The 26,336-nt window shown below is 73.2% G+C and carries 22 protein-coding genes; 4 read left to right on the top strand and 18 right to left on the bottom strand.

Annotated elements, in window-relative coordinates; all coding sequences use genetic code 11:
• Positions 1–29: 29 nt before the first annotated feature.
• The 7 genes from era to ABZ565_RS00260 all read right to left on the bottom strand — a co-directional run bounded on the left by era (position 30) and on the right by ABZ565_RS00260 (position 5,952).
• The gene (gene era / locus ABZ565_RS00290; protein ID WP_328900110.1) at positions 30–1,004 is read right to left on the bottom strand and encodes a GTPase Era; all 975 of its coding nucleotides are present in this window, start codon (positions 1,002–1,004) and stop codon (positions 30–32) included.
• 93 nt (positions 1,005–1,097) lie between these two features.
• Positions 1,098–1,451, bottom strand: coding sequence for a cytidine deaminase (locus tag ABZ565_RS00285; protein WP_361018392.1), 354 nt, complete (start codon positions 1,449–1,451; stop codon positions 1,098–1,100).
• Positions 1,452–1,511: 60 nt separating this feature from the next.
• Entirely contained in the window at positions 1,512–1,865 is a 354-nt protein-coding gene (locus ABZ565_RS00280) for an MmcQ/YjbR family DNA-binding protein (protein ID WP_093708896.1), read from the bottom strand.
• A complete protein-coding gene (locus ABZ565_RS00275; RefSeq protein WP_361018390.1) occupies positions 1,862–3,157 on the bottom strand; it encodes a hemolysin family protein in 1,296 nt (431 codons plus the stop codon). The genes ABZ565_RS00280 and ABZ565_RS00275 overlap by 4 nt, the downstream gene beginning before the upstream one ends.
• A complete protein-coding gene (ybeY, locus tag ABZ565_RS00270; RefSeq protein ID WP_361018387.1) occupies positions 3,154–3,651 on the bottom strand; it encodes an rRNA maturation RNase YbeY in 498 nt (165 codons plus the stop codon). Before ybeY ends, ABZ565_RS00275 begins: the two co-directional genes overlap by 4 nt.
• Positions 3,652–3,660: 9 nt before the next feature.
• The gene (locus ABZ565_RS00265) at positions 3,661–4,713 is read right to left on the bottom strand and encodes a PhoH family protein (RefSeq protein WP_361018384.1); all 1,053 of its coding nucleotides are present in this window, start codon (positions 4,711–4,713) and stop codon (positions 3,661–3,663) included.
• A gap of 132 nt (positions 4,714–4,845) precedes the next feature.
• Positions 4,846–5,952, bottom strand: coding sequence for a PfkB family carbohydrate kinase (locus tag ABZ565_RS00260; protein ID WP_361018381.1), 1,107 nt, complete (start codon positions 5,950–5,952; stop codon positions 4,846–4,848).
• A gap of 301 nt (positions 5,953–6,253) precedes the next feature.
• Between ABZ565_RS00260 and ABZ565_RS00255 the strand changes: the two genes are divergently transcribed.
• Positions 6,254–7,606, top strand: coding sequence for an MFS transporter (locus ABZ565_RS00255; protein WP_361018378.1), 1,353 nt, complete (start codon positions 6,254–6,256; stop codon positions 7,604–7,606).
• Here the strand turns inward: ABZ565_RS00255 and ABZ565_RS00250 are convergent.
• The 9 genes from ABZ565_RS00250 to hrcA form a co-directional block, all read right to left on the bottom strand.
• Positions 7,570–8,562: an adenosine deaminase gene (locus ABZ565_RS00250; RefSeq protein ID WP_361018375.1), complete on the bottom strand. Its 993-nt coding sequence runs from the start codon at positions 8,560–8,562 to the stop codon at positions 7,570–7,572. The genes ABZ565_RS00255 and ABZ565_RS00250 overlap by 37 nt on opposite strands.
• A 34-nt stretch (positions 8,563–8,596) precedes the next feature.
• Positions 8,597–9,505 (bottom strand): ribonuclease Z, encoded by a 909-nt coding sequence (locus ABZ565_RS00245; RefSeq protein WP_361019240.1) that lies wholly within the window; start codon positions 9,503–9,505, stop codon positions 8,597–8,599.
• Positions 9,505–9,864 carry a histidine triad nucleotide-binding protein gene (locus ABZ565_RS00240; RefSeq protein WP_361018372.1) on the bottom strand — a complete coding sequence of 120 codons (360 nt, stop codon included), beginning with the start codon at positions 9,862–9,864 and terminating at the stop codon, positions 9,505–9,507. The genes ABZ565_RS00245 and ABZ565_RS00240 overlap by 1 nt, the downstream gene beginning before the upstream one ends.
• Positions 9,865–10,080: 216 nt before the next feature.
• Positions 10,081–13,299 carry a PDZ domain-containing protein gene (locus ABZ565_RS00235; protein WP_361018369.1) on the bottom strand — a complete coding sequence of 1,073 codons (3,219 nt, stop codon included), beginning with the start codon at positions 13,297–13,299 and terminating at the stop codon, positions 10,081–10,083.
• Positions 13,300–13,379: 80 nt separating this feature from the next.
• Positions 13,380–13,910 (bottom strand): hypothetical protein, encoded by a 531-nt coding sequence (locus ABZ565_RS00230; protein WP_361018366.1) that lies wholly within the window; start codon positions 13,908–13,910, stop codon positions 13,380–13,382.
• Between the two features lie 73 nt (positions 13,911–13,983).
• Positions 13,984–14,730: a 16S rRNA (uracil(1498)-N(3))-methyltransferase gene (locus tag ABZ565_RS00225; RefSeq protein WP_361018364.1), complete on the bottom strand. Its 747-nt coding sequence runs from the start codon at positions 14,728–14,730 to the stop codon at positions 13,984–13,986.
• On the bottom strand, positions 14,727–15,800 hold the full coding sequence (locus tag ABZ565_RS00220; protein WP_361018361.1) for a nitronate monooxygenase: 1,074 nt from the start codon (positions 15,798–15,800) through the stop codon (positions 14,727–14,729). The genes ABZ565_RS00225 and ABZ565_RS00220 overlap by 4 nt, the downstream gene beginning before the upstream one ends.
• Positions 15,801–15,921: 121 nt before the next feature.
• Positions 15,922–17,058: a molecular chaperone DnaJ gene (gene dnaJ, locus ABZ565_RS00215; protein WP_361018358.1), complete on the bottom strand. Its 1,137-nt coding sequence runs from the start codon at positions 17,056–17,058 to the stop codon at positions 15,922–15,924.
• Positions 17,059–18,075: a heat-inducible transcriptional repressor HrcA gene (hrcA, locus tag ABZ565_RS00210; RefSeq protein ID WP_018103247.1), complete on the bottom strand. Its 1,017-nt coding sequence runs from the start codon at positions 18,073–18,075 to the stop codon at positions 17,059–17,061.
• A 172-nt stretch (positions 18,076–18,247) separates the two neighbouring features.
• Between hrcA and ABZ565_RS00205 the strand changes: the two genes are divergently transcribed.
• The 3 genes from ABZ565_RS00205 to ABZ565_RS00195 all read left to right on the top strand — a co-directional run bounded on the left by ABZ565_RS00205 (position 18,248) and on the right by ABZ565_RS00195 (position 22,880).
• Positions 18,248–18,970 carry an MBL fold metallo-hydrolase gene (locus tag ABZ565_RS00205; protein WP_361018355.1) on the top strand — a complete coding sequence of 241 codons (723 nt, stop codon included), beginning with the start codon at positions 18,248–18,250 and terminating at the stop codon, positions 18,968–18,970.
• 100 nt (positions 18,971–19,070) lie between these two features.
• Positions 19,071–19,889, top strand: coding sequence for a DUF3097 domain-containing protein (locus ABZ565_RS00200; protein ID WP_361018354.1), 819 nt, complete (start codon positions 19,071–19,073; stop codon positions 19,887–19,889).
• A gap of 117 nt (positions 19,890–20,006) precedes the next feature.
• Positions 20,007–22,880: a hypothetical protein gene (locus ABZ565_RS00195; RefSeq protein ID WP_361018351.1), complete on the top strand. Its 2,874-nt coding sequence runs from the start codon at positions 20,007–20,009 to the stop codon at positions 22,878–22,880.
• Between the two features lie 99 nt (positions 22,881–22,979).
• Here the strand turns inward: ABZ565_RS00195 and hemW are convergent, their stop codons facing one another.
• Positions 22,980–24,221: a radical SAM family heme chaperone HemW gene (hemW, locus tag ABZ565_RS00190; RefSeq protein ID WP_361018348.1), complete on the bottom strand. Its 1,242-nt coding sequence runs from the start codon at positions 24,219–24,221 to the stop codon at positions 22,980–22,982.
• Between the two features lie 45 nt (positions 24,222–24,266).
• Positions 24,267–26,159: an ATP-binding SpoIIE family protein phosphatase gene (locus ABZ565_RS00185; protein WP_361019237.1), complete on the bottom strand. Its 1,893-nt coding sequence runs from the start codon at positions 26,157–26,159 to the stop codon at positions 24,267–24,269.
• Positions 26,160–26,336: the final 177 nt, after the last annotated feature.

The following is a 26,336-nucleotide window of genomic DNA, read 5'->3' as shown; positions in this document are numbered from 1 at the left end:
GACGGGGCCGCGGCTGAAGCGCCCTCCGCTCAGAACCCGAGCTTCCGGAGCTGTTTCGGGTCGCGCTGCCAGTCCTTGGCGACCTTGACGTGCAGGTCGAGGAAGACGGGGGTGCCGAGCAGGGCCTCGATGTGCTTGCGGGACTTGGTGCCGACGTCCTTCAGCCGCTTGCCCTTCGGGCCGATGATGATGCCCTTCTGGCTGGGGCGCTCGATGTAGACGTTGGCGTGGATGTCCAGCAGCGGCTTGTCCGCCGGCCGGTCCTCGCGCGGCAGCATCTCCTCGACCACGACCGCGATGGAGTGCGGCAGCTCGTCGCGTACGCCTTCGAGCGCGGCCTCGCGGATCAGCTCCGCGACCATCACCATCTCCGGCTCGTCGGTGAGGTCGCCCTCGGGGTAGAGCGGCGGGCTTTCCGGCAGGAGGGGGGCGATCAGGTCCGAGAGCAGGTCGACCTGCTGGTCCTTGACGGCCGAGACCGGGATGATCTCCGCCCACTCGAAGCCGAGCTCCTCGCCGAGCCTGGAGACGGCCAGCAGCTGTTCGGCGAGCTGCTTCGACTCGACCAGGTCGGTCTTGGTGATGATCGCGATCTTGGGCGTCTTCCTGATGCCCGCGAGCTCCTTGACGATGTACTTGTCGCCGGGGCCGAGCTTCTGGTCGGCGGGCAGGCAGAAGCCGATCACGTCGACCTCGGCCCAGGTGGTGCGCACGATGTCGTTCAGCCGCTCGCCCAGCAGGGTGCGCGGCTTGTGCAGCCCGGGGGTGTCGACCAGGATCAGCTGGGCGTCCGGCCGGTGCACGATGCCGCGCACGGTGTGCCGGGTCGTCTGCGGCCGGTTGGAGGTGATGGCCACCTTCCGCCCGACCAGAGCGTTCGTCAGGGTGGACTTGCCCGCGTTGGGACGGCCCACGAAGCAGGCGAAGCCGGCCCGGTGGGGGGCGGGGTTCTCGGCCTGCCGCGCGGCGGCTTCAGGGTTAGGTCGAACGCTCATGGCGCCCATTGTCCCCGATCCCGGGGGCGGCGGGGCACCGAGGCGCCCGCCAAGGCCTCCCGGGCCCGGTCCGGACGGCCCCGGGCCCGCCCCGTGCGGGGGTCAGCCGGCCGTGACGCTGAGCCGCAGCTGTCCGTCCGGCCCGGCGAGCAGCACCGGCGTTTCGGCCCCGCCCAGGTCCCGTACGGCGGCCCGGTCCTCGTCGGAGGGGGCGTCCGCCTCGGAGACGATCGCGGCGGCCTCCAGGGACTTCGCCCCGCTGGCCACCGCCATCGCGACGGCCGTCCGCAGCGCGCTGAGCTTCAGCGACTCCAGTTCCACGGTCCCGGCCACGTAGGTGCGTCCGGTCTCGTCGCGGACGGCCGCGCCCTCGGGGACGCCGTTGCGGGCGCGGGCGCTGCGCGCCAGGGTGACGATCTTGCGGTCCTCGGCGCCGAGGTCGGTGGTCTCAGTCATGTGCCGAGCATACGAAGCCCGGCACGGACCGGGGCGGGCGGGAGCCCCGGGCGACGCGGCCTACGGACGGTCCAGCCGCAGCCGCTCCGCCTTCGGCAGCCCCGCCACCACCAGGTCGTAGCTGTCCTCGATCAGCTCGCGCAGCTTCGCGTCGGGCAGTCCGGAGACGGTGACGGTGTTCCAGTGGCGCTTGTTCATGTGCCAGCCGGGCACCACCGCCTCGTACTCCTCGCGCAGCCGCACCGCCTCGTCGGGGTCGCACTTGAGGTTCACCGTCAGCGGCCGGGCGTCCAGCGCGCTGAGGGCGAACATCTTGCCCAGCACCTTGAAGACGGACGCCTCGGGCCCGAACGGGAACTCCTCGACGCTCGCGTTGAAGCCCAGGCAGAAGGCCCTCAGCTGCTGCGGGGTCATTCCGGCGTCTCCTCCTCCTCGGGAGCCACCGGCTCCACCAGCACCGTGACGATCTTGTTGCGCCGCCCCGCCGGGGACTCCGCGGTCAGCCGCAGCCGCCGCCCGTCGGGCAGTTCGACCTCGGAGGACGCACCGGCGATCGGGACCCGGCCCAGCGCCTTCGCGAGGAGCCCTCCGACCGTCTCCACGTCCTCGTCGTCGTACTCGTCGAGGCCGAACAGCTCGCCCAGGTCGCCGATGTCGAGCCGGGCGGTCACCCGGAAGCAGCCGTTCTCCAGCTCCTGGACGGGCGGCAGCTCGCGGTCGTACTCGTCGGTGATCTCGCCGACGATCTCCTCCAGGATGTCCTCGATGGTGACGATGCCCGCCGTGCCGCCGTATTCGTCGATGACGACGGCGACGTGGCTGCGCTCCTGCTGCATCTCGCGCAGCAGGTCGCCGGCGTTCTTCGTGTCGGGCACGAACGCCGCCGGGCGCATCGCCGTGGAGACCGGGTCGGCCTCCGACTCCCGGTTGATGTGCGTCTTGCGGACCAGGTCCTTGAGGTAGACGATCCCGACGATGTCGTCCTCGTTCTCGCCGGTGACCGGGATCCGCGAGAATCCGGAGCGCAGCGCGAGGGTGAGCGCCTGACGGATCGTCTTGTAGCGCTCGATGCAGACGAGGTCGGTGCGCGGGACCATCACCTCGCGCACCAGCGTGTCACCGAGCTCGAAGACGGAGTGCACCATGCGGCGCTCCTCGTCCTCGATCAGCGACTCCTGCTCGGCGAGGTCCACCATGGCCCGCAGCTCGGCCTCGCTGGCGAACGGGCCCTTGCGGAATCCCTTGCCGGGGGTCAGCGCGTTGCCGATGAGGATCAGCAGCTGCGGAATGGGCCCCATGATCCGGGCCAGCGGCAGCAGCACGTACGCCGACGCGGTCGCGGTGTTCAGCGGGTGCTGGCGGCCGATGGTGCGCGGGGATACACCGATCGCGACGTAGGAGACGAGGACCATCACGCCGATGGCGACGGCCAGCGCCTCCCAGGTCTCCGGGAACTCCTTCAGACAGGCGTATGTGACGAGCACTCCGGCGGCCATCTCGCAGGCGACCCGCACCAGCAGGGCGACGTTGAGATAGCGCGTCGGGTCGGCCGCGACCTGCTCCAGCTTGGCGCTGCCGCGCCGGCCCGAGCGGACCGCCTCGGCGGCCCGGAAGCTCGATGTGCGGGCGATCCCGGCCTCCGCGCAGGCGGCCAGCCAGCCGACGACGAGCAGCATGACGACGCCGGCGATCAGGGGGAGGCTCACGAGACGGTCGGGGCGGGGGACGGACCGGTCAGCCCGTGCTCGCCGCGCCAGCCGTCCACGATGGCCGCCTGGAGGCCGAACATCTCGGCCTTCTCGTCCGGCTCCTCGTGGTCGTAGCCCAGCAGGTGCAGCACCCCGTGGACGGTGAGGAGCTGGAGCTCCTCGTCCATGGAGTGCTGCGTCTCGGCTTCCTCGCCCTGCTTCGTGGCGACCTCGGGGCAGAGCACGATGTCACCGAGGAGCCCCTGCGGGGGCTCCTCTTCGTCCTTGGCCGGCGGACGCAGCTCGTCCATCGGGAAGGACATGACATCGGTCGGGCCCGGCAGGTCCATCCACTGCATGTGCAGCTGCTCCATGGCCGCGGAGTCCACCACGATCACCGAGAGTTCGGAGAGCGGGTGGATCCGCATGCGCGCGAGCGCGTAGCGGGCGATGTCGAGGATCGCCTGCTCGTCGACCTCGGTTCCGGACTCGTTGTTGACGTCGATCGACATGGTGCGCTGCTACTGCTTCCCGTTGTGACGGCCGCGGCCCCGATGGCCCCCGCCGTCCTGCTCGCCCTTGCTGCTGTCGTACTTCTCGTACGCGTCGACAATACGGCCGACCAGCTTGTGCCGGACGACATCCTGGGAGGTGAGCCGGGAGAAGTGCACGTCGTCGATGCCCTCCAGGATCTCCTGCACCTGGCGCAGACCGCTCTTGGTCCCGCTCGGCAGGTCGACCTGGGTGATGTCACCGGTGACGACGATCTTGGAGTCGAAGCCGAGCCGGGTGAGGAACATCTTCATCTGCTCGGCGCTGGTGTTCTGCGCCTCGTCCAGGATGATGAAGGCGTCGTTCAAGGTGCGGCCGCGCATGTACGCCAGGGGCGCCACCTCGATCGTGCCCGCTGCCATCAGGCGCGGGATCGAGTCGGGGTCGAGCATGTCGTGCAGGGCGTCGTAGAGCGGGCGCAGGTACGGGTCGATCTTGTCGAACAGCGTGCCCGGGAGGAAGCCCAGGCGCTCGCCGGCCTCGACGGCGGGGCGGGTCAGGATGATCCGGCTGACCTGCTTGGACTGGAGGGCCTGGACCGCCTTGGCCATCGCCAGGTAGGTCTTGCCCGTACCGGCGGGGCCGATGCCGAAGACGATCGTGTGCTTGTCGATCGCGTCGACGTACCGCTTCTGGTTGAGCGTCTTGGGGCGGATCGTGCGGCCCCGGCTGGAGAGGATGTTCTGCGTCAGCACCTCGGCCGGGGTCTCCGTGCCGTCCGCCTGGCCGTTGTCGGTGGCCTTGAGCATCGCGATCGACCGTTCCACGGCGTCCTCCGTCATCGGCTGCCCGGTGCGGAGCACCAGCACCATCTCGTCGAACAGGCGCTGGATCAGGGCGATGTCCGCCGCGTCGCCCGTCGCGCTTATGTCATTTCCCCGGACGTGGATGTCGGCCGCCGGGAACGCCGCTTCGATCACGCGCAGCAGCGAGTCGCCCGCTCCCAGGAGCATCACCATCGGGTGAGCGGCCGGGATGCTGATGTGGGCACGCGCCTGCGGCTGTGTGGGTGACTGAGTCATGGGCCGGCCCTCGGGCCTGCGCATACCTCCCGTTGCTGGGTCCTCGCCGCTCGAGAACCTCGTGTCCCTCAAGCCTACGACTCCGCACCGACAACACCAGAGGTTTTACCGGGCGGTACGGGGCCGGGCAGGTTACGCGCGGAAACCGATCGTGGGCAGGGCCCGGCGCAGCGGCCAGGGCCGGGCGGCGGCCGGCAGCAGGTCGTCCAGGAAGGCGTAGCGCCGCAGCGCGGCCGGGTCCTGTCCGGCGCAGGTGCGCACCTGTTGCCACCAGGCGGCGATCTCCGCCCAGCCGGGGGCCGAGAGCGAGCCGCCGAACTCCTGGACGGAGAGGGCCGCGGTCAGCCCGGCGAACGCGAGGCGGTCGGCGAGGGGCCAGCCGGCCAGGGTGCCGGTGACGAAGCCGGCCACGAAGACATCGCCGGCGCCGGTCGGGTCCAGGGCCTCGACCTCGATGGCCGGGACCTCGGCGGCCGTGCCGGTGGCGGCGTCGACCGCGTAGGCACCGTCGGAGCCCAGGGTGACGACGGCGAGCGGTACGCGTTCGGCGAGGGCGTGCGCGGCGGCCCGGGGGCAGTCGGTGCGGGTGTAGCGCATCGCCTCCTCGGCGTTGGGGAGGAAGGCGTGGCAGTGCTCCAGGCCGCTCAGGGCGTCCAGGTCCCAGCGCCCGGTCTCGTCCCAGCCGACGTCCCCGAAGATCAGGGCCCCCCGGCGGGCGGCCTCGGCGACCCAGGGTTCGGTGCGGCCGGGCTCCAGCGAGGTGACGGCGGCCCGGGCCCTGGGCGGGCAGCGGGGGAAGGCGGGGGCCTCGGGCGAGGCGGTGGTGGGGTGGGACGGGGCCTCGTGGCCGTGCGAGACCATCGTCCGCTCGCCCTCGTACGCCATGGAGACGGTCACCGGGGAGTGCCAGCCGCGGACCGTGTGCGACCGGGAGAGGTCGATGCCCTCCCCCTGTTCGAGCGCGTCCCAGCAGTACTCGCCGTAGTGGTCGTCGCCGAAGGCGGCGGCCAGGGAGGTGTGCAGGCCGAGGCGGGCCAGCGCGGTGGCCATGTTGGCGACGCCGCCGGGGCTGGAGCCCATGCCGCGCGCCCAGGACTCGGTGCCCCGCACGGGGGCGCTGTCCAGGCCGGTGAAGATGATGTCCAGGAAGACCGTGCCGGTGAGGAAGACGTCGCAGTCGGGGTCCTGCGGGGCGCGCAGCCCGTCCAGCGGGTCGATCTGCGGAATGTCAGCGCTCACCTTGCACTCCCCGGTCGTGGCGGTTGCGGCCAGTGTGCCCGATACGCGACGGTGATGGACGAGTGCGCGCCGCGCGTGTGTTCACGGTCGCTGACCTGCGTAAACATGCGCGATTACCCATCAGCGAAGCGCGTAAACACAAAAGTGGCCCAGATCACAGAAGACCGGCTTTCGGTGGGCCGGGAGCACTTGATACAAATTGGCCCGCGAGCACCGTTGGAGACGTACCCGACGGAAGCGCCGATTTCTCGTATTTCCCCCCTCCCTTCTGCCGCTTCTCGGCATGTCCTCAGGAACGCCCATGTCCTCGCGCCCTCGCGCCGCGTGGCCCCTGGTCGCCGTGTTCACCGCCGGTTACCTCGCCGCCTATCTCCTCCCCACCATCGTGGGACGGCTCTCCGTCTATCTGGGCCTCAGCACGGCCCAGGCCGGGCTCGTCGGCAGTGCGCTGCTGCTCAGCTCCGCCTCCGCCGGCTTCTCCCTGGCGGGACGCGTGGAGGCGTACGGGCCGTGCAGACCGGCCCGCGTGGGACTGATCCTGTGCGTGGTGGGGTACGGCTGCGCGGCGCTGGCCGGCACCGTGCCGCTGGTGATCGCGGGCGCGGTGGTCGGCGGTTTCGGTTCCGGTACGGCGACCGCCGTCGCGGCGGCGGGCATCGCCGCCCAGAGCGACCCGCACCGCACCTCGTCCCTGGGCCTGCTGAGCGTCTCGGCGACCGCGGGCGCCCTGTACCTGACGGTCCCGCACCTGGGCGGCGGCCACCGGCTGCCGTTCGCCTCGATCGCCCTGGTCGCGCTCCTGGTCTGGCCGGCCACCTCCCGGCTCGGCGGCTCGGCCGCGTCCGGGCCGTCCGTGCCCTCGGCGGGCCGGCTGCCGCACCGCCGCTCCGGACTGGTCCTCGCGGGCGGCATGCTCGTCTGGTCGATGGCGCAGAACGCGCTGTGGGGCGTCAGCAGCCGGATCGGCGTGGACCAGGTCGGGCTGTCCGAGGTGACGATCGGCGCCGTGTTCGCCGCCGCGCTCGGTGCCGGGCTGCTCGGCGTGATGGGCGCCGGGGTGCTGGGCTCGAAGCTGGGGCGCGCGGTCCCGATCGGGGTCGGCACCGCCGTGATCGCGGGGAGCATCGTGCTCAGCTCGTCCGCCGGGAGCCTCGGCTCCTTCGCGACCGGCGAGATCCTGTGGAACACCGTCTACCCGGTGGTGCTGTCGTATCTGATCGGCCTGGCCGCCTCCCTCGACGTACGCGGCCGCTGGGCGGTCCTCGCCGGCTCCGCGTCGTCCGTGGGCGTCGCCTGCGGACCGGTGCTCGGCAGTGTGCTGTCGGAGGAGGCCGGGTTCCCGGGGATGGGACTGGTCCTGGGCGCGGCGACCCTGCTGGTCGCGCTGCCGGTGACGGCCGTCGCCCTGCACGTCGGCGGTCGTCCGCTGGTGCCGGGTTCGGTACGCCGCCGGGGCGGTGCGCCGGCGGCCCTGCTGGCGGTCACCACGGGTGCGGTGCCCGGCGCGGTGCCCAAGGTGGGTGCGCCCGAGCAGGCCGTCACGGAGATCAGCATCCCGGCCCTGCGCCGCAGGCGCCTCGGCAGGAACGCGTTCCGGACGGCCGGCCCGGAGGGCGGTCAGTCGAACGCGTACGCCTCGACCTCGGACAGGTAGCGCGCCCTGCGCTCCTCGTCGTGGTCGAGGAAGGCCGCCCGGAAGGAGTTGCGGGCCAGGGTGCGCAGCTGCTCGCGGTCCAGGCCGAGCGCTTCGTGGACGGCGTGGAAGGTGTCTCCGACGTACCCGCCGAAGTAGGCGGGGTCGTCGGAGTTGACCGTGCAGAGCAGCCCGGCCTCCAGCATCGCGGGCAGCGGGTGCTCCTCCAGGGTGTCGACCGCGCGCAGCCGTACGTTGGACAGCGGGCACAGCGTGAGCGGTACGCGCTCCGCGACCAGCCGCCGCACGAGGTCCGGGTCCTCCATGCAGCGCAGCCCGTGGTCGATCCGCTCCACGCCCAGCACGTCGAGCGCCTCGCGGATGTACGAGGGCGGTCCCTCCTCGCCCGCGTGGGCGACCTTGCGCAGGCCGAGCTCCCCGGCCCGTTCGTACACCTCGCGGAACTTCACGGGCGGGTGGCCGACCTCGGCGGAGTCCAGGCCGACGGCGCTGATCCGGTGCAGGTGAGGGCGGGCCGCCTCCAGGGTCTCCAGGGCCGATTCGGCGGACTGGTCGCGCAGGAAGCACATGATCAGCTGGGTGGAGATGCCGTGCTTCTCTTCGCTGCGCTCCAGCGCCCGCCCCAGGCCCTCGATCACGGTGCCGATGGGCACGCCGCGCGCGGTGTGGGCCTGCGGGTCGAAGAAGATCTCGGCGTGGCGGACGCCCTGGGCGGCGGCCCGGGTGAGGTAGGCGTCGGCGAGTTCCGCGAAGTCGTCCTCGGTCCGCAGCACGGCCATCAGCGCGTAGTAGAGGTCCAGGAAGCTCTGCAGGTCCTCGAAGAGGTACGCGGTCCGCAGGGCCTCGGTGTCCGCGTGGGGCAGGGTCACGCCGTTGCGCGCGGCGAGCGCGAAGGCCAGTTCCGGTTCGAGGGTCCCCTCGATGTGGAGGTGGAGTTCGGCTTTGGGGAGGTGCACGGTGATCTCAATCGTGTGGGGGTGGTGCGTGGTGCTACGCGTGACGGCTGGGGACCGGTACGCGCATCAGGTCCTGGGCGACGGTCAGCTCGCCCTGGTAACCGGCCGCCCTGGCTTCGGCCTCGAACGCCTCCGGTTCCGGATAGCGCTGCGAGAAGTGCGTCAGGACGAGGTGCCGTACGTCCGACTCCCGGGCGACCCGGGCCGCCTGGGAGGCGGTCAGGTGGCCGTGGTCGGCGGCCAGCTCCCGGTCCGCGTCGAGGAACGTCGACTCGATGACCAGCATGTCGCAGCCCTCGGCGAGGGCGTGGACGCCGTCGCAGAGCCTGGTGTCCATGATGAACGCGAACCGCTGTCCGCGCCTGTGCTCGGACACGTCGGCGAGCGTGACCCCGCCGAGGGCGCCCTCGCGCTGGAGGCGTCCGACGTCCGGCCCCGCGATGCCGTGCTCGGCGAGCTTCGCGGGCAGCATCCGCCGCCCGTCGGGCTCGGTGAGCCGGTAGCCGTACGACTCGACGGGGTGCGAGAGCCGGTGGCTGTCGAGGGTGTACGCGGCGGTGGTGGCCAGCGGTCCGTCGGCGGCGACCGGGGCCTCGGTCAGCTCCACCGTCTCGCGGTAGGCGGTCGCGTACCGCAGCCGGTCGAAGAAGCGCTGCCCGCTCGCCGGGTAGTGGGCGGTCACCGGGTGCGGGACCTGGTCGAGGTTGATCCGCTGGATCACCCCGGCCAGGCCCAGCGAGTGGTCGCCGTGGAAGTGCGTGACGCAGATCCGGTTGATGTCGTGCGCGGCGACCCCGGCCCGCAGCATCTGGCGCTGGGTGCCCTCGCCGGGGTCGAAGAGGATGCCCTCGCCGTCCCAGCGCAGCAGGTAGCCGTTGTGGTTCCGGTGCCGCGTCGGGACCTGGCTGGCGGTCCCGAGCACGACGAGTTCACGGGCGGACATTATCCGGGCGGCCATTCCAGGCCCCGGCCGCCGAGGACATGGGCGTGCGCGTGGAAGACGGTCTGGCCTGCGCCGGCACCGGTGTTGAACACGACCCGGTACCCGGTCCGGTCGATCTTCTCGTCGGCGGCGACGTTGCCGGCCTCGCACAGCACGTCGGCGAGCACCTGCGGTTCGGCGGCACCGAGGGATGCGGCGTCCGGGTGGTGCAGGCGCGGGATGACGAGTACGTGGGTGGGGGCCTGGGGGTTGATGTCGCGGAACGCGACGGTGGTGTCGGTCTCGCGGACGATGGTGGCCGGGATCTCCCCCGAGACGATCTTGCAGAACAGACAGTCGGGCTGCGGTTCTCCTGCCATTCGCTTACGCGCTCCTTGGGCCTCGGGTGATCCGTTGCCGCCCAGCTTATCCGGGGGCGCTGCCCCCGTACCCCCGCTCCTCAATCGCCGGAGGGGCTCAGGTGTCAGCCCCGCCGGCGTTTGGGGCGCGGGGTCCGGGGCGGAGCCCCGGGTTCGGGAAGGGGCGGGGTGGGGAACAGGCCCGCCGCAGGCACACCCGCCCCCACCCCGCTCAGCTCACTCCGGGAGCCCCGGCAGCTCCGGCGCCACCTTCGCCGGCACCCGCTCCAACGACTCCAGTGCGATCCGCACCGCCTCGTCGAGCTGGGGGTCACGCCCCTCGGCGTGATCCCGCGGCGTCATCACGACCTCCACGTCCGGGTCCACGCCGTGGTTCTCGACGCCCCACCCGTACCCCTCCAGCCAGAACGCGTACTTCGGCTGCGTGACCAGCGTCCCGTCGACCAGCCGGTACCGGCTGTCGATGCCGACCACGCCTCCCCACGTCCGGACCCCGACCACCGGCCCGATCTTGAGCGCCTTGATCGCCGCGTTCACGATGTCGCCGTCCGACCCGGAGAACTCGTTCGCCACGGCCACCACCGGCCCGCGCGGTGCGTCGCCCGGGTAGCTGGTGGGGCGCATGCCGCGCGCCAGGTCCCAGCCGACGATGCGGCGGGCCAGCTTCTCCACGACGAGCTGCGAGGTGTGGCCGCCCCGGTTCTCCCGGACGTCCACGACCAGGCCCTCACGCGCCATCTCGGTGCGCAGGTCGCGGTGGATCTGGGCCCATCCGCCGCCGACCATGTCGGGGACGTGGAGGTAGCCGAGGCGCCCCCCGGACCGCTCGTGCACGTACGCCCGCCGGTCGGCGACCCACGCGTGGTAGCGCAGGGCCTCCTCGTCGGCGACGGGCACGACGACGACGTGGCGCCGGTCGCCCCCGTCGGCAGGCGCGACGGTCAGCTCGACCGGCTTGCCGGCCGCGCCGGTGAGCAGCGGCGCGGGCCCGGTGAGCGGGTCGACCGGGTGCCCGTCGACGGCCAGGACCGCGTCACCGGCCCGGACCGCGACGCCCGGAGCGGCGAGCGGCGAGCGGGCGGCCGGGTCCGAGGTCTCGGAGGGCAGCACGCGGTCGATGCGCCAGCTGCCGTCCTCCGCGCGCGAGAGGTCCGCCCCGAGCAGCCCCTGCCGGGCCGCGTCGTCGCGCCAGCCGCCGGGCGGGGTGACGTAGGCGTGCGAGGTGCCCAGCTCGCCCTGGACCTCCCAGAGCAGGTCCATGAGGTCGTCGTGGGTCGCGACGCGCTCCAGGACCGGCCGGTAGCGGTCGAGGACCCCGTCCCAGTCGACGCCGCCCATGTCGGGGCGCCAGAAGTTGTCCCGCATGACGCGCCCGGCCTCGTCGTACATCTGGCGCCACTCGGCGGCCGGGTCGAGGGTGCGGCGGATGCGGGAGAGGTCGACGGTCACGGCGTCGTCGTGGTCGTCGTCGCCCGCGGGCACACGGCTGTCGGAGGGGACGACGGACAGCTTGCCGTGGCTGACGATCGCCAGCCGCTTCCCGTCACCGCTGACGGCGAAACGGCTGACGTCCGAGGACAGCTCCTCGCAGCGCAGCTTCTCCAGGTCGTACCGCTCCAGGACGGTGTCCGGGCGGCGGGCGTCCGGGCCGGCCCCGCTGGTGCCGAGGACGCCGGTGAGCGGGTGGCGCAGCCAGAGCAGCCCGTCGCGCGCGGTGCGCAGCGAGGAGTAGACGGCGGCCTCGACGGGAAGGGGCACGATCCGGTCGGCGAGGCCGTCCAGGTCGATGCGGGTGATGGGGAGCGCGGTGGGGTTGTCCTCGCCGTCGCCGCCCTTCTCCTTCTCCGTGGGCCGGCCGTGCAGCTGCGGTCCGAACGGGGAAGGCGTGGTCGCCGCGAGGGTGAGCAGGTGCGGCCGGCAGGAGCCGATGAACGCCATGTCGAAGACGTGGGCGTCGTAGATGGGGTCGAAGGCGCGCTCGGAGAGGAAGGCCAGGTGCTTTCCGTCGGCGGTGAAGGCGGGCGCGAAGTCCCGGAACCGCAGGGGCGTCGCCTCGGAGACCGAGAGGTCGGCGATGTGGGCGAGCTTGAGCTGGCTGAGCGGCTCGGGGCCGGGGTGCGACCAGGCGAGCCAGGCGGAGTCGGGCGACCAGGCGAGGCCGGAGGCGTCGCCGTTCTCGCTGCGGTCCACCTCGTGGATCTCGCCGCTCTCCCGCTCGACGATCAGCACCCGCCCGTCGTGGGCGGCGACCGCGAACCGGCTGCCGTCGGGGGCGGGGGCGAGATCCAGGACGCGGCCCAGCCGGCCGGCCGCGAGGCGGCGGGGCGCGGCGCCGGGGGCGGTGCCGGTGGCGGGGGCGATCTCCAGTGCGTCGTCGCCCTCGGCGTCGGTGACCCAGACGACGTGCTGGTCGCCGTCGGCCTGGAAGGTGCGCGGCAGCCTGGCCCGTACGCCGGGCTCGGCGGCCAGCGCGCGGGCGGGGCCCTCGCGGTGGGTCACCCAGTGGACGGCGCCCCGCGACAGGACCGCGCTGCCCCGGCCGGTGCGGTCGGGCGACGCGCTGGTCAGGTGGCTGTCGGCGTGCAGCGGGTAGGGCTGGAGGTCGGCGCGCTGGCCGCCGAGCCGGACCTCGACGCGGCGGGGCTCGTCGCTCTCCAGGCTGTCCAGGAGCCACAGTTCACCGGCCGAGGCGTAGGCGACCCGGGTGCCGTCGGTGGTGGCCTGCCGGGCGTAGAACCCGCCGACGGGGGTGTGCCGGCGCAGGTCCGAGCCGTCGGGCAGCGAGGAGTAGAGGGCGCCGGTGCCCTCGTGGTCGGAGAGGAACGCGAGGCGCTCCCCCACCCACATCGGGCACTCGATGTTGCCGTCGAGGTCCTGGTGGACCCGGGCGAATGCGAGCGGGTCGTCCTCGGACGCGATCCAGAGCTTGCCGGCCGTGCCACCCCGGTAGCGCTTCCAGGAGGCGGCCTCGCGCCCCATGGTGGCGGAGAGCAGCAGGACGCGCCCGCCGGGCCCGTACGCGAGGGAGCCGACGGGGCCGTACGGGAGGGTCCGCGCGGGACCGCCGTCGACCGGGACGGCCCGGGCCCAGGTGCGGCGCAGCGAGACCTGGCCCTGGGTGCTGGTGACCAGTACGTCGCCTTCGGGGGTCCAGCCGCGCACGGTGGTGCGGGCGTCGCCCCAGTGGGTGAGCCGCCGGGAGGGCCCGCCGTCGGCGGGGGCGAGGTGCACCTCGGGAGCCCCGTCGCGGGTGGACGTCCAGGCGACGAGGGTGCCGTCGGGAGATATGCGCGGCTGGGTGACGGGACGGTTGTCTGCGCTGACCCGCCACGCCCGGCCGCCGTCGAGTGGGGCGAGCCAGACGTCGTCCTCTGCGGTGAAGGCGATCAGATCACCTTGGACATGGGGGTACCTGAGGTAGGAAGGCTGTGTCACACGATCACCCTAGGCCGAGGGTGTGCCGGGTGGCACGGGGTTGGCCGGAGTACGTCGCAGGCCGGACGCCGGAGGTCCGTTCACTTGCCGGGATACGCGGTGACCGTCACCGTCACGGTGGCCGTCGGGCCGTTGCCCCGGCCCGGGGGTCCGGCGGGCGGCGCGGTCGTGGCCGGGGCGGTGCAGTCGCCGAGCAGCGTGGCCCGGAAGACGGCGCGGCCTCCGCTCTTCGCGGTCATGTCGCCGCGTACGCACCGGCCTTCGACCGCGTACGTCACCTGTCCGTCCAGCGCGATGTCCCCGCCGGACCTCGTCTTGCCGTCGCAGTGGACCTCGGCCGTCCGGCGCGCGGCGGAGGGCGCGGCCGAGCGGGTGGCACCGTCCCCGTCGAGCGAGGCGGTGCAGGTCAGCCAGCGCACCCGGACGCCTTCGTGCTCCAGGGCGCGGGTGGCGGTCCGGTCCGTGGTGAAGGCGACGGACGCGGTGTTCAACGCGCCGGTGGTGTCGCCCGGTTCGCAGGCGGTGAGCCCGGCGACGGCGGCCGCGGCGAGGCAGAGCGCGGCCGGAAAACGACGGGCCGCACGACGGCCCCCTGCCCTTGATGTCCCCATACGGGCAGCTTCCCACCGCATGTGACGGCGCGGTAGACCGCTTCCGGGCACAACCACCCCATCGGGGACGGCTTTACGACCAGCGCCCCGTGCGTCCCAGGAGCAGCGCCGTCGCCGCGGTGCCCGCCGTCGAGGTGCGCAGGACCGTGGGGCCGAGGCGGCAGGCGCGGGCGCCGGCGGCGGCGAACGCGGCCAGTTCGTCCGGGGACACACCGCCCTCGGGGCCGACGACGAGCACGATCTCGCCCTCGTCGGGCAGGGCGACGGTGGCCAGCGGTTCGCTCGCGTAGTCGCGGTCCTCGTGCAGGACGGCCGCGAAGTCCGCCGCGGCGAGGAGGCCGGCGACCTGCTTGGTGGTGGCCAGGTCCGCCACGTCCGGGAACAGCACCCGGCGCGACTGCTTGCCGGCCTCCCGGGCCGTGGCGCGCCATTTGGCCAGGGACTTGAGTCCGCGGTCGCCCTTCCACTGGGTGATGCAGCGCGCCGCCTGCCACGGGACGACCGCGTCGACGCCGGTCTCGGTCATCGTCTCCACGGCGACCTCGCCCCGGTCCCCCTTGGGCAGGGCCTGGACGACGGTGATCCGCAGCGCGGGGCGCGGCTCCTCGTGGACCGGGTCCAGGTCGCCGACGACCAGCCGGTCCTTGCCCTCGGCGGCGCGCACGAGGCCCTGGGCCCACCGGCCGCGGCCGTCCGTGAGGACGACCTCCTCGCCGGTGCGCAGCCGCTTCACGGAGACGGCGTGGCGTCCCTCGGGCCCGTCGAGGACGAACTCGGGGGCGTCCGGCAGGTGTCCGACGACGAAGACGGGTGCCGTCACTGTGTGCTCCTTGTGCTCACTGCCGTCCGTGCGGCGTCCAGTTCGTCGGCGAGCAGCCGGACCAGCCGGCCGGCGGGCAGTTCGCGGGCCATCCGGTGCCCCTGCCCGGCCCACAGCGCCATGCCCTGGGCGTCCCCGACGCGGGCGGCGGCCTTGCGCAGCACGGAAGTCATGTGGTGGACCTGGGGGTAGGCGGCGGGGGCGTACGGGCCGTGCTCGCGCACGAAGCGGTTGACCAGGCCGCGTGCCGGGCGCCCGGAGAACGCCCTGGTCAGGGTGGTCCGGACGAACAGCGGGTTGATCAGGGCCTGTTTGTGCAGGACGTGGGCCCCGGACTCCGGGCAGGCCAGGAAGGCGGTGCCGAGCTGGGCGGCGTCGGCGCCCGCCGCGAGGACGGCGGCGATCTGGGCGCCGCGCATCAGGCCGCCGGCGGCGACGACCGGTATCTGCACGGTCTCGCGGACCTGGCCGACCAGGCTCAGCAGTCCGGTCCCGCCGTCCTCGGTCGCCGGGTCGTCGTGGAACGTGGAGCGGTGCCCGCCCGCCTCGGTGCCCTGGGCGCAGACGGCGTCGGCCCCGGCCCACTCGGCGGCCTGGGCCTCCTCCGGCGAGGTGACCGTGACGACGGTGTACGTACCGGCGGCCGCGAACGCGTCGAGCGTGTCCCGCGAGGGGCAGCCGAAGGTGAAGGAGACGACCGGGACCGGGGCGTCGAGGAGGACGGCGAGCTTGTCCTCGTAGCCGTCGTCGCCGGGGAGGTCCGGGTCGCCGAGCTCGGTCTCGTAACCGGTGGCCTCGCCCGCGAGCCGGCGACGGTAGTCCTCCAGCGCGGCGGGGTCGGCCGGTTCGCACTGCGGCATGAAGAGGTTGACGCCGAAGGGCTGCCCGGTCAGGGCGCGCACCTGCTGGATCTCGTCGCGCAGGGCGTCCGCCGTCTTGTAGCCGGCGGCCAGGAAACCGAGCCCGCCGGCCTCGGACACGGCGGCGGCGAGCTGCGGGCAGGAAGGACCGCCGGCCATGGGGGCCTGCACGAGGGGATACCGGAGGAGAGCGGTCAGCGCGGAGGGCATGACCGCATCGTGTCATGTCCTTCCTGTCCCGTGATGCCCGCCCCGCGACAGCGTCCGGCCCGGCCGCAGCGCGTCGGTACGGGCCCGGAGCCCGGGCCCGTACCGTGTGCGCGCAAAGCCGTCAGCGGCCGTTGAAGGCGTCCTTCAGGCGGGAGAACAGGCCCTGCTGGCCGGGCTGGAACTGGCCGGTGGGCCGCTCCTCGCCGCGCAGCTTGGCCAGTTCGCGCAGGAGGCGTTCCTGCTCGGGGTCCAGCTTCATCGGAGTGGTCACCTCGACGTGCACGATGAGGTCGCCGCGTCCCCCGCCCCGCAGGTGGGTGATGCCGCGCCCGTGCAGCGGGACGGACTGGCCGGACTGGGTGCCCGGCCGGATGTCGACCTCCTCCAGGCCGTCCAGCGTCTCCAGCGGCACCTTGGTGCCGAGGGCCGCCGCCGTCATGGGGATGGTGACCGTGCAGTGCAGGTCGTCCCCGCGGCGCTGGAACACCGCGTGCGGCAGCTCGTGGATCTCGACGTAGAGGTCGCCGGCGGGACCGCCGCCGGGGCCGACCTCGCCCTCGCCCGCGAGCTGGATGCGGGTGCCGTTGTCGACACCGGCGGGGATCTTCACGGTCAGCGTGCGCCGCGAGCGGATGCGGCCGTCGCCGGCGCACTCCGGGCACGGGGTCGGCACGACCGTGCCGAAGCCCTGGCACTGCGGGCAGGGCCGCGAGGTCATGACCTGGCCGAGGAAGGACCGGGTGACCTGGGAGACCTCACCGCGGCCGCGGCACATGTCGCAGGTCTGCGCCGAGGTGCCGGGGGCCGCGCCCTCGCCGCTGCACGTGGTGCAGACGACGGCGGTGTCGACCTGGATGTCCTTGGTGGTGCCGAAGGCAGCCTCGGAGAGGTCGATCTCCAGCCGGATCATGGCGTCCTGGCCGCGCCGGGTGCGCGAGCGGGGCCCGCGCTGCGACGACGTACCGAAGAACGCGTCCATGATGTCGGAGAAGTTGCCGAAGCCGCCCTGGCCGAAGCCGCCCGCGCCGGCGCCGCCGGACTGCGAGAGCGGGTCGCCGCCGAGGTCGTAGACCTGCTTCTTCTGCGCGTCCGACAGGACCTCGTAAGCGGCGTTGATCTCCTTGAACCGCTCCTGGGTCTTCGGATCGGGGTTGACGTCCGGGTGCAGCTCGCGGGCGAGTCTCCGGAATGCCTTCTTGATCTCGTCCTGGGAAGCGTCGCGGCGCACGCCGAGTACGGCGTAGTAGTCCGTGGCCACTTACGACTCCGCCAGGATCTGTCCGACGTAACGTGCCACTGCGCGTACCGCTCCCATCGTTCCGGGGTAGTCCATGCGGGTCGGTCCGACCACGCCGAGTTTGGCGACTGCCTCGTCGCCCGAACCGTAGCCGACCGCGACGACGGACGTGGAGTTGAGCCCCTCGTGGGCGTTCTCGTGCCCGATGCGTACGGTCATGCCCGAGTCCTTGGCCTCGCCGAGCAGCTTCAGCAGCACGACCTGCTCCTCCAGTGCCTCCAGCACCGGCCGGATCATCACCGGGAAGTCGTGTCCGAAGCGGGTGAGATTGGAGGTGCCGCCGATCATCAGCCGCTCCTCCGTCTCCTCGACGAGGGTTTCGAGCAGGATCGAGAGGACGGTGGACACGGTTCCCCGGTCCTCGCTCTCGAAGGATTCCGGCAGGTCCTGCACCAGCTGCGGGACGTCCGCGAACCGGCGCCCCACCACCCGGCTGTTGAGCCGGGCCCGCAGATCGGCGAGGGAGGTCTCGCCGAACGGCGCCGGGCAGTCCACCAGCCGCTGTTCGACCCGGCCGGTGTCCGTGATCAGCACGAGCATCAGCCGCGCCGGGGCCAGGGACAGCAGTTCCACATGCCGCACCGTCGAACGGGTCAGCGAGGGGTACTGCACGACGGCGACCTGCCGGGTCAGCTGCGCGAGCAGCCGTACGGTACGGCCCACGACGTCGTCCAGGTCGACCGCGCCGTCGAGGAAGTTCTGGATGGCGCGGCGCTCCGGCGACGAGAGGGGCTTGACGCCCGCCAGCTTGTCCACGAAGAGCCGGTAGCCCTTGTCCGTCGGGATGCGCCCGGCGCTGGTGTGGGGCTGGGCGATGAAGCCCTCCTCCTCCAGCACCGCCATGTCGTTGCGGACGGTCGCCGGGGAGACCCCCAGCTTGTGCCGCTCGGTGAGCGCCTTCGAGCCGACGGGCTCCTCGGTCCCGACGTAGTCCTGGACGATCGCGCGCAGCACTTCGAGTCTGCGTTCGCTGAGCATCGCGCACACCTCCAGCTGTCCACGTCGGTGCTTCCCGGGCCGTTCCCGGGATTCCTCCTGGCACTCGGTGCGTACGAGTGCCAGCGATCCCGGCCAGTGTACGGCGACGGGGTGGTGCCCTAGCAAGGGCGACCGGCGACGGTGCCCAGGTCGCTGCCGATAGCGTCGCCGCATGGATGCCTCTTGGGAAGACTTCGGATGGGAGCGGCTGGGTCACGGAACGGGCCGGCGGCGCCTTCCGGTCTGGGACGCGACGGCCCTGCTGGTGGCCGGCCGGGACGGGGCACTGCTCTGTGACACCGGTTCGTCACTGCGCGAGGGAGCGGAACTGCGCACCCAGGTGGAGGCGCTGCTCGGCCGGAGGGTGACGCACATCGCACTCAGTCACCCCCATTTCGACCATGTGCTGGGCACGGCCGCGTTCGCCGGGGCACGGGTGTACGGCTCCGAGGGCATGGCGGAGCTGCTGCGGCGCGGGGCGGACGAGCTGTACGCGGACGCAGTGGCCCAGGGCCTGCCCGAGGCGGACGCGGCCGGGTCCGCCGATGTGCTGGTGGCCCCGGGCCACGAGGTGCGCGGGGAGCTGACGGTGGACCTCGGCGGCGGCCGGGAGGCGGTCCTGGTGAACGTGGGCGCGGCGCACAGCGGCCACGACCTCGCGGTGCTGGTCCCGGGCTCCCCCGCGCTGGTGTACTGCGGCGACCTGGTCGAGGAGTCCGGCGAACCCCAGGCGGGCCCGGACGCCCGCCCGGCGCGCTGGCCGGCGGCGCTCGACCGGCTGCTGGAGCTGGGCGGCGAGGACGCGCTGTACGTACCGGGGCACGGGGCGGTGGTGGACGCGGCGTTCGTCCGGGCCCAGCGGGAGGCGCTGGCGGGGCGGTTCGGCGTGTCGTAGGGGCGGCGGAGGTTCGGCCGCGTCCTGGGAGGGGAAGGCGGAGGGCCGGAGGGCCGCCCGGTTCGGCGTGTCGCGGGTCTTCCCCGCTTATCGTCGTGCGATGCGCAGCTACCAGCCCGATCTGACCCCGCCGTGGAAGAAGTCCGCCCCCGCCCCGGAGGTGCCCGCCGAGACCGATCTGGTCGTGGAGGAGGCGGTCACCGGTTTCTGCGGCGCGGTCATCCGGTGCGAGAAGACCGCCGAGGGGCCGACGGTGACCCTGGAGGACCGGTTCGGCAAGCACCGGGTCTTCCCGATGGCACCGCGCGGCTTCCTGTTGGAGGGCCGGGTCGTCACGCTGGTGCGCCCGTCGGCCGGGGGCCCGGTGCGGCCCACGCGTACGGCCTCCGGTTCGGTGGCGGTGCCCGGGGCGCGGGCGCGGGTGGCGCGGGCCGGGCGGATCTACGTGGAGGGGCGGCACGACGCGGAGCTGGTCGAGCGGGTCTGGGGCGACGACCTCCGCATCGAGGGCGTGGTCGTCGAGTACCTGGAGGGCATCGACGACCTGCCGGCGATCGTGCGGGAGTTCGCGCCCGCGCCGGACGCCCGCCTCGGCGTGCTGGTCGACCATCTGGTGCCCGGTTCCAAGGAGTCCCGGATCGCGGCCCAGGTGTCGGACGGCGACGTGCTGGTGGTCGGGCACCCGTACATCGACGTGTGGGAGGCCGTGAAGCCCGCGTCGGTGGGGATCGCCGGGTGGCCGGTGGTGCCGCGCGGGCAGGACTGGAAAACGGGCGTGTGCCGTGCGCTGGGCTGGCCGGAGAACACCGGCGCGGCCTGGCAGCGCATCCTGTCCTCGGTCCGCTCCTATCGGGACCTTCAGCCGGAGCTCCTGGGCCGGGTCGAGGAATTGATCGATTTCGTCACTCTTCCGGACTGATGTCCGGCGGGTCTTCCCGTCGATCCGGCACCGATCCGGACGAATGCCTGCGCCTCGCACACATCATCGGTTATTGAGTGGGGCCAGGCTCTTTTCGCGAGGGAAGGCACGGGGGCGATGGCACGCGAGGTTTGGCGGGACAGTGCGGCGAACGAGGCGGCCTCCGCCGTCTTCCACTTCGTGCAGCAGCTCATCGACCGCTACCGCGACAACCGGCCCGTGCTGCCGCTGGTGGTCCTCCAGGCCGCCGACGCCGACGTGCCGGCCGCCGTGGACGCCCGGGTCGAGCAGATCGTGCGCCAGATCCACCGGGCGAACCAGCCGCGCCGCGTCCCCCTGAGACTGCTCGACGGGCGCGGTGACACCCCGTACGACGCGGCGCTCGACATGGTCCGCACGCTGACCGAGAAGCCGTGGGAGACCCGGGGCGGATCGCAGTACAAGCCGTTCGCCTTCCCCCGTTCCCGGCTGCTCGGCGCCATCGAGCAGGCCACCGAGGCCGTGCTGCGGGACCCGGTCCCGGGCTCCTCCCGGGACCAGCGCGACGAGCGGATCCTGGAGGAGCTGAGCGCGCTGCGCTGGCGCGCCGGGCGGCGCGGCCGGGGCACCTGGTGGACCGCGTTCCGTGAGTCGGTGCGGCCGGAGACGTTCGTGGGGGCCGTGGTCATCGCGGTCCTGGGTGTGCTGCTCGGCGAGATCGGCTGGCTGCCGACCGCGCTGGTGGCCGTGGGGGCGGTCCTCGGGCTCGCGGTGATCCGGCTGCTGTCGACGTCGGCGCCGCCGCTGCTCTGGCTGCGCCGGGCCAGCAAGTGGTTCGCGACCACCTCGTCGCTGGCCGCCGCCAGTACCGGCTATCCGTCGGACGGCTGGTCCCGGTTCTCGCCGAGCGGTTCGTGGCGGGTGATCCGGGCGCGGGCGGCGGTGGTCGCGGGGCGGGTGGCCGACGCGGCGGCGGGCGACGAGCGGTCCCGCCAGTTCCACCTGGAGCTGAGGGTCCAGGCGCTGCTGGAGGACCTGCGCAACAACTACCGGCCGCACGCGCCGGACTGGCGGCGCGGCAAGCGGACCGTGCCGCCGGTGGTCTTCCTGCCGAGGGCCGTCCAGAGCAACGGCGGCGTCCAGCTGATCAACGCGATCAACAACGTCCGCTCCCGGCGCAGCGAGGTCGATCCGCTGCTGCTCCTGGCCTCCCTGCCGGCGGCCGAGATCCTGCGGCACACCCCGCCGCTGCCGCCCGACCCGCCGCCCGCTCACACGGGCGCGGCGCGAGCCCGGTACGAGGACTGGGTGGGCCGTCTCAGCCTGGGCCAGTCGCCCTCGGGGACGGCCACGCCCGCCTGGGTGCTGCTGCTGCCGTTGTCGACGGCTCAGCTGACCCACGAGCACGCGGACGCGCAGCTGTCCACGGAGCGGGTGCGCAGGACGTGGGTGTGGTGGGTGATGTCGCGCACGACGGTCGCCTGTCTGGTGGCCGGCGCGCTGCTGGGGACGATGCTGCTGAGCAACCACCTGGCGGGCCGTTACTGCCACGGGCCGCTCACGGACGTCGACACGGACTCGGTGCGGCTGGCCGGTCCGGGCGGCGGCGACAAGGAGTGCATCGGCGTGGCGACGACCACCCGGGTGCGCTTCGCGGAGGGCAACGGCCTGGAGCTGGACGGGGCCGGAGCGGGGGTCACCTTCGACCGGATCGAGCGGGCGGTGGCCGAGGAGAACGCCTCGATCGAGCAGGGCGACAAGTACGTGACGCTGATCTACGCGGGTCCGTTCACCGCCCCGTCCCCGGAGCGCACCCGCAAGGCCCTGGAGGAGCTGACCGGCGTCTACCTCTACCAGCACCACACCAACACGCTGGACTTCTCCGTCAAGCTGCGGGTGCTGACCGCCAACGGCGGGCAGGACATGCTCCAGCAGATACCGGCGGTGAAGAAGATCATCGAGGTGGCCGAAAGGGACCCCTCGGTCGTCGGCGTGGTCGGGCTCGGCCGCGACACCACCGACAGCCCGGAGGCCACCGCGCTCCTTCAGCAGGCGGGCCTGCCCGTGGTGGACACCACCAACTCCGGGGGCTATCTGGCGACGGACTACTCCAACTACTTCGGCCTGGCCGCCACCGACCAGGAGCAGGCGGACGCCCTCGGCCTCGTCGCGAAACAGGTGGCGGCCGGGGCGCCCGGCAAGCGCAGGCCCCGGGCCCTGGTCCTGTCCCGCAAGCTCGGCAACAACGACAAGGACCGCTACACGGTGGAGCAGCGCAAGGTGGGCAGCGCGATGCTGAAGGAGTCGGGCTTCGAGCTGTCGGATCCGGTGGAGTACAGCCTCGGCCGCCGCAGCAGCGCCGACCTGGACCGGCCGGTGCAGCGGATCTGCGCGGCGGACCCGGCGCCGGACGCGCTGTACTTCGCGGGGCGGGTCGAGGACGTCGCCAACCTGATGAGCCGGCTCACCCACAGCTGTTCGCGCCGCCCCATCACCGTCTTCACGGGCGACGACCTGACCAAGGCCCGGCTGGACGCGAGCACGGACACCACGAAGAACGTCACGCTCTACCACACGGCCCTCGCGCCGATGAGCCGCGGCCGCGCCGACGGCTTCTACGAGGAGTCGTACCGGGCCCTGGGGAAGCTGCTGCCCGAGGGCGTGACGCTTCCCCGCCTGCCGGCGTCGAAACCGTACGAGGACCCGCTCTTCGCGAGCGGCCAGTCGGTGATGTCGTACAGCGCCACGGCCGCGCTGTACGACGCGGCGAGCCACGGCGACACGGTGAACAGCGCGGCGGAGACCTGGGCGAACCTGTACGCGGTGAACCTGCGGACGATGCCCACGGGGACGATCACCTTCCGCGGCTTCATCCCGTACGAGGCCCAGGCGGGCCACGGTCTGGACGTCGTGCAGATCACCTACCCGGACGGCCGGAGCCATGCCCGGATCATCTGCGGCCGGGCGGCGGGGGCACGGGCTCTGGCCCCGGCGGGATGCCCGCTGAGGTGAGCGGGGCGGGCTCGGGGGCGTAAGCCTCGGTCTGTGCAGGGGGCGCGGGCTCGGGGGCGTAGGCCTTGGGGGGCGTACGCCCCCGAGGCCGCGCCCCGCTCAGTCGACCAGGTCGCGTACCACCGCGTCGGCCAGCAGCCGCCCGCGCAGCGTCAGCACGGCCCGCCCGTCCTCGAACGGCGCCGGTTCCAGGAGGCCGTCGGCCACCGCCCGGCGGGCCGCCGCGAGGCCGGCGGGGGCCAGCAGGGAGAGCGGGCAGCCGTCCACGAGCCGCAGTTCCAGCAGGATGCGCTCGACCCGGCGGTCCTCGGCGGACAGGATCTCGCGCCCGGCCCCCGGCGAACGCCCCTCGGCGAGCGCCTGCGCGTACGCCCCCGGGTGCTTCACGTTCCACCAGCGCACGCCCCCGACGTGGCTGTGCGCCCCCGGCCCGGCGCCCCACCAGTCGGCCCCCCGCCAGTACAGCTCGTTGTGCAGGCAGCGGCCCTCGGGCGTACGGGCCCAGTTCGACACCTCGTACCAGGAGTAGCCGGCGGCGGCCATCGCCTCGTCCGCGATGAGGTAGCGGTCGGCGTGCGCGTCGTCGTCGGTCATCGGCACCTCACCGCGCTTGATGCGGCGGGCGAGGCCGGTGCCCTCCTCCACGATCAGCGCGTACGCGGACACGTGGTCGGGCCCGGCGCCGATCGCCGCGTCCAGGGACGCGCGCCAGTCGTCGTCGGACTCGCCGGGGGTGCCGTAGATCAGGTCCAGGTTGATGTGCTCGAACCCGGCCGCCCGCGCCTCGGCCACACACGCCTCGGGCCGGCCCGGGGTGTGGGTGCGGTCGAGGATCTTCAGGACGTGCTGCCGGGCGCTCTGCATGCCGAAGGAGATCCGGTTGAAGCCGCCCTCGCGCAGCTCGGCCAGGTAGGCGGGGCCGACGGACTCCGGGTTGGCCTCGGTGGTGATCTCGGCGTCGTCGGCGAGCCCGAACTCCTCGCGGACCGCCGCCAGCATCCGGACCAGGTCGGCCGCGGCCAGCAGGGTCGGCGTGCCGCCGCCGACGAAGACCGTGCGGACCGGGCGCGGGTCGTCGCCGAGGACCTTGCGGGCCTGGCGGACCTCGCCGATCAGATGGGCGGCGTAGTTGTCGCGTGAGGCGAGCGCGCCGCCGGAGCCGCGCAGCTCGGTGGCGGTGTAGGTGTTGAAGTCGCAGTAGCCGCAGCGGGTCGCGCAGTACGGCACATGCAGGTAGAAGCCGAGCGGGCGGCCGGCTGCGCCTTCCAGGGCGTGGCGGGGCAGCGCCCCGTCGTCGGGCACGGGTTCACCATCGGGCAGTACGGAAGGCATACCGCCCATTGTCGCGCGCCGCCCGGGAAACGGTCGCCACGCCCCGGACAGGCGCTACTCGGCCTGGAGCACCAGCAGCGCCAGGTCGTCGTCCGGCGGACGCTCGGCGAAGTCGTGCACGGCGTGTTTGATGCGCTCCGCGATCTCCTCCGCACTCAGCCCCGCGCACCCCGACAGCGCCCTCGCCAGCCCGTCCCCGTCGTCGAACATCAGGCCGCCCGAGCGCCGCTCCGTGACCCCGTCGGTGACGCAGAGCAGGCTGTCGCCCGGCGCCAGGTCGAAGCTCTGGGTCTCGTAGACGGCGTCGTCCATCAGCCCGAGCAGCAGCTGCGGTTCGGCGGCGGGCCGCACGGTGCCGTCCGGGCGCAGCAGCAGCGGCAGCGGGTGCCCGGCGCTGGCCAGGGTGCAGCGGGCGCCGCCGCCGGGCAGCGGCACCAGCTCCCCGTACAGCAGGGACAGGAAGCGGGACTGCCCGCCGTTGTCCGCGGAGTGCTGCCCGCCGGCGGCGGCGACCATGAGCGCGGCGGCCTCGGCGGCCTCCATGGCGTCGTCCAGGAGCAGCCGGTTGAGCCGGACCAGGACCTCGTCGGTCTGGAAGCCCTCGCGGGCCAGCAGCCGCAGCCAGGGGCGGGCCAGGCCGGTGACGACGGCGGCCTCGGGGCCGCTGCCCTGGACGTCGCCGAGGACGAAGCACCAGCGGTCGCCGGGGCACGGGAAGATGTCGTAGAAGTCACCGCCGACGACGCCGTCGTCGCTCGGTTCGTAGACGAGGGAGCTGGCTACCCCCGGTATCCGGGCGACCTTGCTGGGCAGCAGCCCGCGCTGGAGGATGCGGCTGATGGTGGCCTGCCGGGTGTAGGCGCGGGCGGCGCCGACGGCGAGGCCGACCCGGCGCACGAAGTCCTCGATGAGGGCCGTCAGCTCGTCGGGGAGGCGGTCGGTGGAGTCGCGGCCCAGGAGTACGGCTCCGAGGGTGCGGCCGCCCGAGGTGATCCGGTAGGCGAAGGCGACGCCCTCCTCCTCGTCCGGCGGCTCGCCGTCCTCCCCGCTGCCGGGCCACGGCATGGAGACGGCACCGGTGCCGACGCGCTCGGGCAGCCGGAGCGGGTCGCCTTCCAGCAGGGCGCGCAGCGGTCCGATCCGCTCCTCGTCCACGTGCCAGACCTTGGCGAGGCGGGGGACGGCCGCGGGGCCGCCGCTCTCGGGCTCCAGCCAGATGGCGCACCAGTCGGCGAGGCGGGGGACGAGTAACTGTCCGGCGAGGGCCGCCACGATGTCCTCGTCCAGCTGCCCGGCCAGCAGGTCGGACGCCTCGGCGAGGAAGGAGAGCGCGCCGCGCCCGGCCCAGTCCCCGTCGTCGCGGGCGGTCCGCCGGGCGGTGGGGGCGAGCAGTTCGGCGGCGCGCAGTCCGCGGTCGAGCCCGGTCTCGCCGCGCCCCTCGGGGAACGGGTTCCAGTCGTCCACGGGAAGCCGGGCCCAGACGGTCTTCGTACCGGTGCGGTAGGTGATGCCCCACCGCTCGGCGAGGGCGGCGACGATGTCCAGGCCGCGCCCGTAGTCGGCGGGCTCGCCCACGTTCTCGGCGCTGTGCGCGTGGTCGCCGCGGACCGTGCGGCCGGGGTGGTGGTCGGAGACCTCCAGGACCAGTGCGGACTCCTCGTCCTCGGTGGCCTCCTCCAGCCGGAAGAGCAGTTCGACCGCGGTGCCCGCGTGGACGACGGCGTTGGTCACCAGCTCGCTGACGATCATCGCCGCGTCGTCGGACAGCCGCTCGCTGAACCCGACCGCGGCGGGCAGCCCGAGCCCGGTCCACTCGTCGAGCGCCGCGGTGACGAACCGCCTGGCCGCGGCGGGCGCGAGGAGGTTGCCGGGCAGGCTGGTCCGGGCGACCGGCTGTGTGCCTGTGGCGGCGGTGGTTCCGGGACGCTGCACGATGTCCCGCTGCAAGGGAATGGACCCCACAGGGCGGCTCCTGACCTGTTCTCGCTCTGCCTGTTTCTCCGTGGTGCGCCGCTGACGACACGGACAGAGTGACAGATCGGCCCTTCACATACGCGCCGAGTTACCGAAGTGGGTGGTGAAGACGTTGCGGCGAGAACGCGCCGGCCCCCCGCGCCGGAGCGC

Origin of the sequence: Streptomyces sp. NPDC016469, assembly GCF_040632905.1 — a bacterium.
Classification (GTDB): Bacteria; Actinomycetota; Actinomycetes; order Streptomycetales; family Streptomycetaceae; genus Streptomyces.
This window is presented reverse-complemented; position numbering and strand designations above follow the sequence as displayed.